Annotated in this window: 12 protein-coding genes; 10 read left to right on the top strand and 2 right to left on the bottom strand. The window is 66.7% G+C overall.

Annotated elements, in window-relative coordinates; all coding sequences use genetic code 11:
- Positions 1-58 precede the first annotated feature (58 nt).
- Together N5C91_RS31890 and N5C91_RS31885 are read left to right on the top strand one after the other, a co-directional pair.
- The gene (locus N5C91_RS31890; RefSeq protein ID WP_347815389.1) at positions 59-442 is read left to right on the top strand and encodes a hypothetical protein; all 384 of its coding nucleotides are present in this window, start codon (positions 59-61) and stop codon (positions 440-442) included.
- Positions 346-693, top strand: coding sequence for a phosphoribosyltransferase family protein (locus N5C91_RS31885; protein WP_347881670.1), 348 nt, complete (start codon positions 346-348; stop codon positions 691-693). Before N5C91_RS31890 ends, N5C91_RS31885 begins: the two co-directional genes overlap by 97 nt.
- Positions 694-807: 114 nt before the next feature.
- On the opposite strand, the gene N5C91_RS10540 is transcribed toward N5C91_RS31885, so the two are convergent.
- A complete protein-coding gene (locus tag N5C91_RS10540) occupies positions 808-1,848 on the bottom strand; it encodes a LacI family DNA-binding transcriptional regulator (protein ID WP_279829454.1) in 1,041 nt (346 codons plus the stop codon).
- Positions 1,849-2,084: 236 nt separating this feature from the next.
- On the opposite strand from N5C91_RS10540, the gene N5C91_RS10535 reads away from it, so the two are divergent.
- The 7 genes from N5C91_RS10535 (at position 2,085) to N5C91_RS10505 (ending at position 10,509) form a co-directional block, all read left to right on the top strand.
- Positions 2,085-4,343: a TonB-dependent receptor gene (locus tag N5C91_RS10535; protein WP_279829452.1), complete on the top strand. Its 2,259-nt coding sequence runs from the start codon at positions 2,085-2,087 to the stop codon at positions 4,341-4,343.
- Between the two features lie 89 nt (positions 4,344-4,432).
- On the top strand, positions 4,433-5,755 hold the full coding sequence (locus N5C91_RS10530; protein WP_279829450.1) for an LLM class flavin-dependent oxidoreductase: 1,323 nt from the start codon (positions 4,433-4,435) through the stop codon (positions 5,753-5,755).
- Positions 5,756-5,803: 48 nt separating this feature from the next.
- Positions 5,804-6,847: an L-glyceraldehyde 3-phosphate reductase gene (gene mgrA / locus N5C91_RS10525; protein ID WP_279829448.1), complete on the top strand. Its 1,044-nt coding sequence runs from the start codon at positions 5,804-5,806 to the stop codon at positions 6,845-6,847.
- A gap of 4 nt (positions 6,848-6,851) precedes the next feature.
- On the top strand, positions 6,852-7,781 hold the full coding sequence (locus N5C91_RS10520; protein ID WP_279829446.1) for an aliphatic sulfonate ABC transporter substrate-binding protein: 930 nt from the start codon (positions 6,852-6,854) through the stop codon (positions 7,779-7,781).
- Between the two features lie 436 nt (positions 7,782-8,217).
- Entirely contained in the window at positions 8,218-9,024 is an 807-nt protein-coding gene (locus N5C91_RS10515; RefSeq protein WP_236175883.1) for an ABC transporter substrate-binding protein, read from the top strand.
- A gap of 77 nt (positions 9,025-9,101) precedes the next feature.
- The gene (locus tag N5C91_RS10510; RefSeq protein WP_279829444.1) at positions 9,102-9,815 is read left to right on the top strand and encodes an amino acid ABC transporter permease; all 714 of its coding nucleotides are present in this window, start codon (positions 9,102-9,104) and stop codon (positions 9,813-9,815) included.
- A 1-nt stretch (position 9,816) separates the two neighbouring features.
- Positions 9,817-10,509, top strand: a complete 693-nt coding sequence (locus tag N5C91_RS10505) for an amino acid ABC transporter permease (protein WP_279829442.1) — start codon at positions 9,817-9,819, stop codon at positions 10,507-10,509.
- A gap of 3 nt (positions 10,510-10,512) precedes the next feature.
- On the opposite strand, the gene N5C91_RS10500 is transcribed toward N5C91_RS10505, so the two are convergent.
- Positions 10,513-11,262: a thioredoxin family protein gene (locus N5C91_RS10500; protein ID WP_279829440.1), complete on the bottom strand. Its 750-nt coding sequence runs from the start codon at positions 11,260-11,262 to the stop codon at positions 10,513-10,515.
- 95 nt (positions 11,263-11,357) lie between these two features.
- Here N5C91_RS10500 and N5C91_RS10495 point away from each other — a divergent pair, with 95 nt between their 5' ends.
- Entirely contained in the window at positions 11,358-12,554 is a 1,197-nt protein-coding gene (locus N5C91_RS10495) for a helix-turn-helix domain-containing protein (RefSeq protein WP_279829439.1), read from the top strand.
- The last annotated feature ends 7 nt before the right edge of the window (positions 12,555-12,561 follow it).

Raw genomic sequence — 12,561 nt, 5'->3', positions numbered from 1 at the left:
TCCGCGAGCGGCCCTTTTACCCTGGACACGCTGCCGAGACTCGCGAAAGGAGGTTCAGATGCCCTCAGTGCAATACACCAACCGTCGCCATGCCGGGGTGGCGCTGGCGATGGTCCTGCGTGACATGCCGCTGGAGAATCCACTGGTTCTCGCCCTGCCCCGTGGTGGCGTACCGGTTGGCAAGGAGATCGCCCGCGCCCTGGGCGCGCCGCTGGACGTGCTGCTGGTGCGCAAGATTGGCGCGCCGGGCAACGAAGAGTTCGCCCTGGGCGCCATCGTCGATGGCCCGGAGCCGAACTGGGTGGTGGACGAGCAGATGCTCGAACGCTATGACCCGCCGCCAGAGTGGTTCGAGCAACAGGTGCTGGAGCAGATCTTGAGCGCCGACGCCTGCTCTATCGCGGTGCAAAGGCTCCGGCGCGCCTGGCGGATCGCGACCTGATCGTCGTCGATGACGGCCTGGCTACCGGCAGCAGTATGCGTGCCGCGCTGCAGTGCCTGCGCAGTCATCATCCGCACAAGGTGGTGCTGGCTGTGCCGGTCGGCCCGGCAGAAACCGTACAGAAGCTGCGCGATGAAGTGGACGCGCTGGTGTGCCTGGATACCCCGTCGCCGTTCCGTGCGGTGGGCGATCATTACCGGGACTTCCACCAACTCAGCGACCAGGAAGTGATCGACCTGCTGGCGAAGTAAGCGCTTGAGATTTCGCAGGAGCGAGCTTGCTCGCGAACTGCTCGACTACGGAGCCGCCGAGATACTCGTTCGCGAGCAAGCTCGCTCCTACAGTAGGCGGACAGACAGCGGGATTCAGGCGCTTTCGCGTTCCAGCAACCGGCAGCCGAGCAGGTTCAGTCGCTCCACTGGGCCGTCGAGGGGCACCACGCCGATGGATTGCAACACGCGTAGCGCAGCGATCTCGCCAATCTCGCGGGCTGGCGGCTTGATGGTGGACAGGCTGGGCAGCAGCATCAGCGCGAACGGGTAATCACCGAACCCCAGCACCGCGCATTCATCAGGAATCTTCAGCCCCGCGCGCTGCCCCGCGAGCAGGCCACCGGCAGCAAGGTTATCGTTGGCGAAGACGATCGCCTCGGGGCGCTCCGCCCCTCGTGCCATCAATGCTTCCATGGCCTGCCGCCCGGCTTCGAAGGGTGCACTTTCGGTGGGCACGAACATCCAGGGCTCGCCGCCCAGTTCGCGCAAGGTATCGGCATAGCCGTCGCGGCGATCCAGGGCGCTGAAGTCGCCCGCTGCGCTGTTCTGCACGAAAGCGATGCGCCGGTAGCCCTTGCCGTGCAGATAGTGCACGGCATCCACGCCGACCTGGTAATGGGAAAAGCCGACCTGGATCGGCGCGCGCCCGGGCTGGTAGTCCCACACCTCCACCACCGGCATGTCCGCCGCCGCAATGAGTTTCTCGGTGGCGGGCGTATGGAAATGGCTGGTCAGTACCAGCGCTGCCGGGTTCCAGCCGAGGAAGGCGCGCACGGCGTTTTCCTCCTTGTCTTCGGAGAAGTAACTGGACGCCAGCAACAGTTGGTAGCCGTGGGCCGCCAGGGTGTCGCTGAAGGCCTGGATGGTGTCGGCGAAGATCGGCCCGGAAATGTTCGGCACCACCATCCCCACTACCCTGCCCCGCGCTGAAGCCAGCCCGCCGGCGACCTGGTTGGGCACATAGCCCAGCTCCTCCACCGCCGCGCCGATGCGCTCGCGCAGGTCATCCGACAGTTGCGCCGGCTGATTGAAGTAGCGCGACACGCTGATGGCGGAGACCTTTGCCAGTTCTGCCACGGCGGTCAGCGTCACGCGCCCTGCCCCACGGCGTTTGCGCGGTGTCTGGTTGGCCAATTCGGCACTCCCGTTACTGTATTTCAGGAATATAAACTTAATTTTTAATTATTTGACGATCTATCTGGCGATTCAGGATACTCGCCGATGTTAGCGCTAACAACACAAACTGTCCGCAACGATCCCAGCCACTCGCACGAGCGAGCGCTCGTGACAGCCCCGTAGAAAACAGTCCCGTAGAAAAAGGCGCCCCGGCAAAGAGAACCGAGGGCGGACCAGGGCACGAAGGAGTGGCTATGCAATCGCAACAACGGGGGACGCTCGGCCGTCCGCAATTCACTGGCCGACGCAGCGCGCTGGCCCTGGGCATCGCCAGCGTGATCGGCGCGCTGGCCTGCAGCGTGCAGGCCGCCGAAACCACCGGCAGCGATACCCAGTCCGCCGACTCGGCACCGACGCTCAAGGCAGTGACCGTCACCGCGACCCGCCGCGAGGAGTCGCTGCAGAAGGTCCCGGTGGCCGTCTCGGTGGTCGATGGCGAACAGCTGGAGCGCGACAACCGCAACAACATTTCCAGCATCGTGCAGCAGGTGCCGACCCTGAATTTCCGCACCGGCGCCTCGAACAAGGACACCTCGCTGTTCGTCCGTGGCGTGGGCACCATTTCCACCTCTCCCGGCGTGGAGCCGAGCGTCTCGACGGTGATCGACGGCGTGGTGCTCGGCCGCCCCGGCCAGGCGACCCTGGACCTGCTCGACGTGGAACGCATCGAAGTGCTGCGCGGCCCGCAGGGCACGCTGTTCGGCAAGAACGCCTCGGCCGGCGTGCTCAACGTGGTGACCCGCGCGGTGCCCGACGAAACCACCGGCTACATCGACTACTCGCATTTTGGCGGCGGCAACGAGAACCGCACCCGCTTTGGCATCGGCGGCACGCTGATCCCCGGCAAGCTCAAGGCCAGCGTCACCACCCTGGTGGGCAGCTACGACGGCAACGTCGACAACGTCTACAACGGCCACGAGGTGAACGGCTACAACCGCGCCGGCGCGCGCACCAGGTTCGAACTCACGCCGAACGACGACCTCAAGGTCACGCTGATTGCCGACTACATGAAGGGCAACGATGACGGCCCCAGCGGCGTGATCACCAGCACCACCAGCCCGGCGTTCGCCAACGCCCTGCGCCCGGTGACTGCGGACAGCGACAACCGCAAGATCAACAGCGATTACCGCACCCACGTCGACGACACCAACAAGGGCCTGTCGGCGCAGCTGGACTGGAACCTGGGCGACTACACGCTGACGTCCATCAGCGCCTGGCGCGGTTGGGACAACACCCAGTGGCAGGATGGCGACCGCCTGTCGCAGGTCACCGCGAGCATTCCCAGCTCCCACGACAAGGGCGAGCTGAACTACGACCAGTACTCCCAGGAGCTTCGCCTCGCCTCGCCCAGGGGCGAGTTCCTCGAGTACGTCGGCGGCCTGTACTACATGCACGCCGTGGACGACGAAACCTACCGCCGCGTGGTGACCTCCACCACGGCGCAGAACAGCGGCGTGGCCGACTACGGAACGCGCAGCGACACCTACGCGGTGTTTGGCGAGAGCACGCTGAACTTCACCGATGATTTCCGCGGCATCGCCGGCCTGCGCTACACCCACGATGACCTCGAGTACGACCACCGCCGGCGCTCCACCTCGGCCACGGCGGTCACCGGCATCCAGCCGTCCACGTCCAGCTCCGGCTCCACCGACGAGGACGGCTGGTCCGGCCGCCTCGGTCTGCAGTACGACCTCAGCGAGCAGCTCACCAGCTACGTCACCTACTCGCGCGGCTACAAGGGCCCGGCGTACAACGTGTTCTTCAACATGCAACCGCGCGATACCGAGGCGCTCAAGCCGGAAACTTCCAACTCCTGGGAAGCCGGCCTGAAGGCCACCGCGCTGGACAATCGCCTGACTGCCAACCTGGCGGTGTTCCACACCGTCTACGACAACTACCAGGCGAACTTCTACGACACCGTCGCCGGGCAGGTGGTGACCCGCCTGATCAACGCCGGCAAGGTCAAGACCGAAGGCGCCGAGCTGGACTTCAGCTACCAGGCCACCCGCCAGTTGAAACTCTCCGGCGCCCTCGCCTACACCAAGGCCCGGGTCGACAGCTTCGCCTGCCCGCCGGGTGCGGCGTCCAGCTGCAATGTCGACGGCAAGCCGCTGCCCTTCACCCCGGACTGGAAGAGCTACGTGCGCGCCGACTACAGCATCCCGCTGGACAACGGCCTGGATGTGGAGCTGGGCACCGACTACAGCTGGCAGGACAAGGTGCAGTACGACCTCAGCCAGAACCCCGACACCATCCAGGGCGCCTACGGCCTGTGGAACGCCAGCGTCGCCCTGGCCGACTACAACGACGGCTGGCGCGTCGCCCTGCTCGGCAAGAACCTCACCGACAAGTCCTACTCGCCGCTGCTGGCCAGCGGCGGCAGCTACATCTACCGCATGGTGCCGCGTGACGACGGGCGCTACTTCGGCGTGGAGCTGCGCAAGGACTTCTGAGCCGATGCGGCACAGGCTCGCCCCGGCGCCGCCCATGAGATCGACCCCACAGCCTTGCGTCCTCCCAACGGACACACAGGAAACCCGACATGACACGCACTCTCTCCCTTGGCGCCTTTCTCATGGCCACCGGTCACCACGTCGCCGCCTGGAGGCACCCCGACGTCCCGGCCGATGGCGGCCTGGATTTCCGCCTGTACAAGCGCCTGGCGCAGGTCGCCGAGGCGGCGAAGTTCGACGCCGTCTTCGTTGCCGACAGCGTCGCCGCACCCACGGCGGAGATCGCCAGCCGCATGGCCCGCTCCGATCACTTCGAACCGCTGACGCTGCTCTCGGCGCTGGCCGCGGTGACCGAGCGCATCGGCCTGGTCGCCACCGTAACCACCAGCTACAACGAGCCCTACCACGTGGCGCGCAAGTTCGCCTCGCTGGACCACCTCTCCAACGGTCGCTCAGGCTGGAACCTGGTGACTTCCGATGCCGCCGCCGAGGCGCTGAACTTCAACCGCCAGGAACACTTCGGCCTCGCCGAGCGCTATGCCCGCGCACGGGAATTCCATGACGTGGTGACGGGACTGTGGGACAGCTGGGAAGACGATGCCTTCACCCGCGACAAGGCCAGCGGGCAGTACTACGACCCGGCCAAGCTGCACGTGCTGAACCACGAAGGCGAACACTTCCACGTGCAAGGCCCGCTGAACGTCGCGCGCTCGCCCCAGGGCCGCCCGGTGATCGTCCAGGCCGGTAGTTCCGAGACCGGCCGCGAGCTGGCCGCACAGACCGCCGAAGTGGTGTTCACCGCGCAGACTTCACTGGCTGCCGCGCGCGACTTCTACAGCGACCTGAAGGGCCGCCTGGGCCAGTTCGGCCGTACGCCGGATGAGCTGAAGATCATGCCGGGCGTGTTCGTGGTGGTTGGCCAGAGCCAGAGCGAGGCGCAGGAGAAATTCGAGGAATTCCAGGAACTGGTGGAGCCGCAGGTTGGCGTCGCCCTGCTCTCGCGCATGCTCGGCAACTTCGATCTCTCCGCCTACCCGCTGGACGGCCCCCTGCCCGAGCTGCCGCTGACCGACAGCGGCCAGCGTAGCCGCCAGCTGCTGCTCACCGAACTGGCCGGGCGCGAGAACCTGACCCTGGCCCAGCTTGGCCGGCGCATCGCCGGTGGTCGCGGGCACTACAGCCTGATCGGCACGCCGACGCAGATCGCCGACGAACTCCAGGCCTGGTTCGAAGGCGGCGCCGCCGACGGCTTCAACGTACTGGTGCCGCACCTGCCGGGCGGACTGGAAGATGTCGCCAACTTCGTGGTGCCGGAACTGCAGCGTCGCGGAGTGTTCCGTCGCGACTACAGCGGCAGCACCCTGCGCGACCACCTCGGGCTCAAGCGCCCGGCCAATCGCTACACGATCTGACGATTCACGGGCCGGCCTCCATGGCGGCCCGTACCCAATGGAGTTTTCATGACCTACCTCGCCCACCCCGACCGCTACCAGCGCATCCCGTACCGCCGTGTCGGCCGCAGCGGACTGGTGCTGCCCGCCCTCTCCCTCGGCCTGTGGCACAACTTCGGCGACAGCGTACCGCTGGACCGCCAGCGCGCCCTGCTGCGCACCGCCTTCGACCTGGGCATCAACCACTTCGATCTCGCCAACAACTACGGCCCGCCCTACGGCAGCGCCGAAATCAACTTCGGCCGCCTGCTGCGCGAGGACTTCGCCGGCTACCGCGACGAGCTGATCATCTCCACCAAGGCCGGCTGGGACATGTGGCCCGGCCCCTACGGCCAGGGCGGCAGCTCGCGCAAGTACCTGCTGTCCAGCCTCGACCAGAGCCTGCAACGCCTGGGCGCGGACTACGTGGACATCTTCTATTCCCATCGCTTCGACCCGGACACGCCATTGGAGGAAACCGCCGGCGCACTGGCCAGCGCCGTGCAGCAGGGCAAGGCGCTGTACGTCGGTATTTCGTCCTACTCCGCCGGCAAGACCGCCGAACTGGCCAGCTTACTGAAGGAGTGGAAAGTGCCGCTGCTGATCCATCAGCCGGCCTACAACCTGTTCAACCGCTGGGTGGAGAAGGACCTGCTGGCCACCACCGACGAACTGGGCACGGGCGTCATCGCCTTCACTCCGCTGGCCCAGGGACTGCTGACCGACCGCTACCTGAATGGCGTGCCGGCTGATGCGCGGGTCAATCAACCGGGCGGCGCGTCGCTGCGGCCGGAGCATCTCTCCGGGGACAACCTCCGCCGCGCCCGCGCGCTGAATGAAATCGCCCAGCGCCGCGGCCAGAGCCTGGCGCAACTGGCGCTGGCCTGGGTGCTGCGTGATGCCCGCGTGACCTCCGCGCTGATCGGCGCAAGCCGCCCCGAGCAGATCGTCGAGAACGTCGCCGCCCTGGACAACCTCACCTTCAGCGCAGAAGAACTGGCGGAGATCGATCGCCACGCCGTGGAAGGCGGGATCAACCTCTGGGAAAAACCGTCCCGCGACTGGAAGGAATGAGCCTGTGAAACCGCTTCAACGACTGCTCGCCGGGTTGCTGCTGGTCGTGGCCTGCGCCGCCCAGGCGCAGGACCCGGCGCAATTGCGCATCGGCTATCAGAAGGCTTCCGTCAGCCTGGTACTGGCCAAGGAGCATGGCCTGCTGGAGCAGCGCTTCCCGCAGACACAGATCCAGTGGATCGAATTCCCCGCCGGCCCGCAGATGCTCGAAGCGCTGAACGTCGGCAGCCTGGACCTGGGCTCCACCGGCGACATCCCGCCGATCTTCGCCCAGGCCGCCGGCGCCGACCTGCTCTATGTCGGCGTCGAGCCGCCCAAGCCGCAGGCGGAAACCGTCGTGGTGCCCAGGGACAGCCCGATCCACAGCGTAGCCGAGCTCAAGGGCAAGCGCGTGGCCTTCCAGAAAGGCTCCAGCTCGCACAACCTGCTGCTGCGCCTGTTGCAGCAGGCCGGCCTGAGCCTGCGCGATATCCAGCCGCTGTACTTGACCCCGGCCGACGCCCGCGCCGCCTTCGAGAGCGGCAAGCTGGACGCCTGGGCCATCTGGGACCCGTGGTACTCGGCGCTGCTGCTGGGCGGCAACGCGCGGCTATTGGCGGATGGTTCCGAGGTGGGGCTGAGCGGGCCGTTCTACCTGTCCAGCCGTGAGTACGCAGGAAAGAATCCCGAGTTCATCCGCCAGGTGCTGGACAGCCTCAACCAGGCCGAAGCACTGACTCGCAGCGACGAGGCCGGCAGCGTGGCAATCATGGCGCGCGTTACCGGCCTCGCCCCGCAAGTGATCGCGGAAACTTTCAAGCATCGCCCTCATTCGCCGATCCGCCCGCTGGACGCTGCCGACATCGCCACGCAGCAACGCACCGCCGACCTGTTCCTCGCCGAACGCATCCTGCCGCGCGCCGTCGACATCAGTGCCGCCCGCTGGAAACCCTGACAGCTTCTGCTCTTCGTAGGAGCGAGCTTGCTCGCGAACCGCCCAGCACTTGAGTCGCCGGGAACCTCGTTCGCGAGCAAGCTCGCTCCTACAGGTGCACTTCCACGAGACCGGCGTGCGATAGGAGCGGACTTCGTCCGCGATGTCCTCAAGCCGTGCCCATGCGCCTAGGGCGTAGCAATCGCGGACGGAGTCCGCTCCTGCGCGCATGCGAAAAACATGGAAATGGTTATCTGACTTATTTCTGATATTTCGTCTGGTTATTAGATAGACCAATTCATTCCTTCTCCGCCGCCCTGTCGCGCTGCCACACTCGGCCCCGCCGGCGGGCGACCCCCGCCGCTCTACAGCGGGCTTCTCCCACCCTCGAGCGCCCGCTCTCGATCATTCCGGGACCCCGTCAAACGAGCGCGGCCCGACAAGGAGCTGGATGTTCATGAAGAAACTCACTGCCGTTACCGCCCTCGCCCTGGCCGTCATCTCCGGCCTGGCCCACGCCGACCGCCTGGACGACATCAAGAAGGCCGGCGTGCTGCGCGTCGCCGCCTTCGACAGCAACCCGCCGTTCGGCTTTGTCGATGCCAAGAGCAAGCAGATCGAAGGCCTCGACGTGGATTACGCCAAGGCGCTGGCCGACAAGCTCGGCGTCAAGCTGCAGGTACTGCCGACCAACCCGGCAAATCGCATTCCGCTGCTGACCGCGAACAAGGTCGACCTGGTGCTGGCCAACTTCACCATCACCCCCGAACGAGCCGAGCAGGTCGATTTCAGCATCCCCTACTTCTCCTCCGGCCAGCAGTTCATCGTGCGCAAGGGCAGCCTGAAGTCGCCGGACGAGCTGAACAAATGGCGCGTCGGTGTCGACAAGGGCACCGTCAACGAAGGCGTGCTGCGCGAGAAATTCCCCGGCGCCAAGGTCATCGCCTACGACGACACTCCATTCGCCTTCACCGCCCTGCGCAACGGCCAGGTCCAGGCCATCACCCAGGACGGCCCGAAACTGATCGGCCTGCTGGCCAACGTGCCGGACAAGGACAAGTACGAAGTGCCGCCCTTCACCATTTCCAATGATCTGATCGGCGTTGGCATTCCCAAGGGCGAGAAGGCCCTGGCCGAGTTCGTCAACCAGAGCCTCACCGAACTGGAAGCCCAGGGCCAGGCGCAGAAGATCTACGACACCTGGTTCGGCCCGGACACCAAGACCCCGCTGGCCCGCCTGTACAAGATCGGCGACAAGAGCTGACCCACATTCCACTGCGCGCCACCCCACGCCCCGGCTCGCCGGGGCGTGGCCGTTTCTTCCACTGATGGATTCGTGACATGTTCGGCGAACTGCTCGCCCCGACCTACCTGCGCTGGTTGCTCGACGGCTTCCTGCTGACCCTGGGTATCTCCCTGTTCTGCTGCCTTATCGCCACCCTGCTCGGCGCGCCGCTGGCCATCGCCCGGCAGGCGAAATCGCGCTGGCTGTCCTGGCCGGCGCGGGCCTATCTCGCGCTGTTGCGCAATACACCGCTGCTGGTGCAGTTGTTCTTCTGGTACTTCGGCGTACCGGCGCTGCTGCCGGAGGACTTCGTCTTCTGGCTGAACACGCCCCATGAGCTTGGCTGGCTGGCCTGGCCGTCCTTCGAATTCCTCGCCGCCGCCTGGGGACTGACGCTCTACACCACGGCGTTCATTGCCGAGGAATTCCGCGCCGGCATCACCTCGGTCAGCGCGCAGCAGCGCGAGGCCGGCATGGCCCTGGGCCTGCGTCCGCTGCAGGTGTGGCGCTGGGTGATCCTGCCGCAGGCACTGCGCACCGCGCTGCCGCCATTGATGGGGCAATACATGAATGCGCTGAAGAATTCCTCGCTGGCCATGGCCATCGGCCTGGCGGAGCTTTCCTATGCCTCGCGCCAGGTGGAGACGCAGACTTTCAAGACCTTCCAGGCGTTCGGCATCGCCACCCTGCTGTACGTCGGCGCCATCGCGCTGATCGAGGCGCTGGGCCAGGCAATCCAGCAAACGCGCCGCTACCGCCAGGGGGCCTGACATGGACTTTTCGGTGATCTCGGACAACCTGTCCTACTTCCTGCTCGGCGCCTACCCGGACGGCCCGCTCGGCGGCGCCGCACTCACGGTGATTCTCGCGCTGGCCTCCGGCCTCGTCTCGGCAGTGATCGGCCTGGCACTGGGCATCGCCCTCTCGGTGCTGCGCGGCAAACCACGCCTGCTGCTGGTGGCGTTCCTCGGTTTCTTCCGCGCCATTCCGGTGCTGATGCTGATCTTCTGGGTCTACTTCCTGCTGCCCATCGTCCTGCACATCGACGTGCCGGCGCTGGGCACGGTGGTCTGCGCGCTGTCGCTGATCGGCGGGGCCTATCTGGCGCACTCGGTGCACGCGGGCATCGAAAGCCTGCCCAAGGGCCAGTGGGACGCCGCCCGCGCACTGGGTCTGCGCCCTTGGCAGGTGCTCACCCTGGTGATCCTGCCGCAGGCGCTGCCGATCATGCTGCCGTCGTTCCTCAACCAGTGGGTCTCGCTGATCAAGGACACCTCCCTGGCCTACGTGATCGGCGTTGGCGAACTGTCTTTCGTCGCCACCCAGGTGAGCAACCGGGTGATGGTGCATCCCACGGAAGTGTTCCTGTTCGTCGCCCTGCTCTACTTCGTACTGTGCTCGGCGCTGGACCTGGCGGCCGCGTTGCTGACGAGGCTGCGGCCGGCTTATCGCAAGCCCGTGTGAGCCTCAGTATTCATCGTGTCGGCGCCACCACATGCCCTGCTCGTTGCGCCCCAGCGGAGCACGGTCGAGCCACTGGAACAGCCCCCAGAGTGCATCCAGGCCACGGGCGTAGGTGGAGTAGCAGTGATAGATGCGCTCGCCTTCGCGAACGAAGCTGCTCATGCCGGGCAGATCGCGGGTAAAAGTCGCCACATCGGTGCCGCAGCAGGCGGCGGTTTCCACCACGGGCGCCGGTGCCGGCCCCTTTGCCGGGCCTTCGCGGCGGAAGTTGTAGTCGACTTCCCCGCCGCGCTGCTGGGCCTCGGTGAAGGACACGTTGAAGTCGTAGTTGAAACCGCTGCCGTGGGATGACGCCCAGGGGAAGCTCCAGCCCATGCGTCGCCGATATCCCAGCAGCCTTTCCAGCGGTGCGCGGGACACCGCCACCAGGCTCACATCGTGGTTCGCCAGGTGGCTGGCGTAGCCGTCGAAACCATCGGCGATGTTCGAGCAGGACGGGCAGCCGGCGCGGTAGTCCGGGCCGAACATGAAGTGGTAGACCAACAGTTGCGAGCGTCCGTCGAACAGCTCCGCAAGGGCCGCCGGGCCTCGCTCGGTGTCGAATCGGTAGTCCTTGTCGACCAGCACCCAGGGCAGCGCCTGGCGTTTGCGCGCCAGTTCGTCGCTACGCCGGGTCAGCGCCTTTTCCTCGGCCAGCAGCGCCAGGCGTGCGGCCAGCCATTCTTCGCGGGTGCCGATGGAATGGGCAGTCATGGCAGTTCTCCTCCGCCAGCGGCGGCTCGGTGGGCATGGCATAGACTAGGCAGCGGGCCGACGTCTACGGGAGTGACAAAGGTGGCGGGATTTCCATGGATTCGCTGATCACCGCGGCTGCCCGCGCGCTGGCAGCAGGCGATCCGCTGGGCGCATTGAACCGCGTGGCACTGCGCGCGGACCCGCCAGCGCTGGCCTTGCGTGGCATTGCCATGGCGCAATTGGGCGACTTTCCCCGCGCCCGCACCCTGTTGCGCCAGGCCGCCCGGGCCTTCGGCGCCCACGAGCCAATGGAGCGCGCCCGTTGCCAGGTGGCCGAGGCGGAAGTGGCGCTGGCCAGCCGCGAGCTGAACTGGCCGAGCGAACCGCTGGAGCAGGCCGCGCAGGCGCTACTGGATCACGGCGACCGGCTGAATGCCGCGCATGCCCGCTACCTGCTGATCCGTCGTGGGTTGCTGATCGGCAAGCTCGATGACGCCGATGCAGCGTTGAGCACGCTGGAGCCGGATGCGCTGCCGCCTTCCTTGCGCACGGTGCATTGGCTGATCGCCTCCGGCATCGCCGTCCGCCGGCTGCAGGCGGGCAAGGCCCGCGCTGCGCTGCAAAGGGCCAGTGAGGCGGCGGCAGCGTCGGGTATCGCCGCCCTGCGCGCGGAAGTCGAGCAGGCGACGCGCACGCTCGATGCACCCGCCGCCCGGCAGATTGCCCGGCCAGCCGCGCGCCTGCTGTCGCTGGATGAAGTGGAAAGCCTGCTGCGCTCCGATGCCCTGGTGGTGGACGCCTGCCGCAACCGCGTCGGCAGCCTGTCGCTGGGCAGCCGTCCGGTGATCTTTGCCCTTGCCCGAGCGCTGGCGGAAGCCTGGCCGGGCGATGCCTCGCGCACCGAGCTGATCGCCCGCGTGTTCCGCATCCGCCAGCCGGACGAAACCCACCGTGCGCGCCTGCGGGTGGAAATGGGCCGCTTGCGGCGCTTGTTGCAGCCTTTGGCGGGTATCGAGTCGACGCCACGCGGTTATCGGCTGGTCGCCGCCAATCCGGTGGTCCTTGCACCGCCGCTAGAGGACGCCAACGCTGAAGTGCTGGCACTGCTCAGCGATGGCCAGGCCTGGTCCAGCTCGGCCCTGGCGCTGGCGCTGGACACCAGCCAGCGCAGCGTGCAACGCGCCCTCGAAGCACTGAGCGAGGCCGGCCGGGTACAGGTGCTGGGGCAAGGGCGCGCACGGCGCTGGACGCTGCCGCCAGTAGCGGGATTCGCGACGACCTTGTTACTCCCCGCGCCCTTCGGCGCCTGAATAGGCT

Source organism: Pseudomonas sp. GD03903 (assembly GCF_029840045.1).
In the GTDB taxonomy this organism is placed as follows: Bacteria; Pseudomonadota; Gammaproteobacteria; order Pseudomonadales; family Pseudomonadaceae; genus Pseudomonas; species Pseudomonas pseudonitroreducens.
This window is presented reverse-complemented; position numbering and strand designations above follow the sequence as displayed.

Bases quoted from the DNA above. Each gene is read 5' to 3' on its own strand.
- N5C91_RS31890 (WP_347815389.1), top strand. From the start codon at position 59: ATGCCCTCAGTGCAATACACCAACCGTCGCCATGCCGGGGTGGCGCTG.
- N5C91_RS10500 (WP_279829440.1), bottom strand. From the start codon at position 11,262: ATGACTGCCCATTCCATCGGCACCCGCGAAGAATGGCTGGCCGCACGC.
- mgrA (WP_279829448.1), top strand. From the start codon at position 5,804: ATGACCTACCTCGCCCACCCCGACCGCTACCAGCGCATCCCGTACCGC.
- N5C91_RS10510 (WP_279829444.1), top strand. From the start codon at position 9,102: ATGTTCGGCGAACTGCTCGCCCCGACCTACCTGCGCTGGTTGCTCGAC.
- N5C91_RS10495 (WP_279829439.1), top strand. From the start codon at position 11,358: ATGGATTCGCTGATCACCGCGGCTGCCCGCGCGCTGGCAGCAGGCGAT.
- N5C91_RS10535 (WP_279829452.1), top strand. From the start codon at position 2,085: ATGCAATCGCAACAACGGGGGACGCTCGGCCGTCCGCAATTCACTGGC.
- N5C91_RS10515 (WP_236175883.1), top strand. From the start codon at position 8,218: ATGAAGAAACTCACTGCCGTTACCGCCCTCGCCCTGGCCGTCATCTCC.
- N5C91_RS10505 (WP_279829442.1), top strand. From the start codon at position 9,817: ATGGACTTTTCGGTGATCTCGGACAACCTGTCCTACTTCCTGCTCGGC.
- N5C91_RS10530 (WP_279829450.1), top strand. From the start codon at position 4,433: ATGACACGCACTCTCTCCCTTGGCGCCTTTCTCATGGCCACCGGTCAC.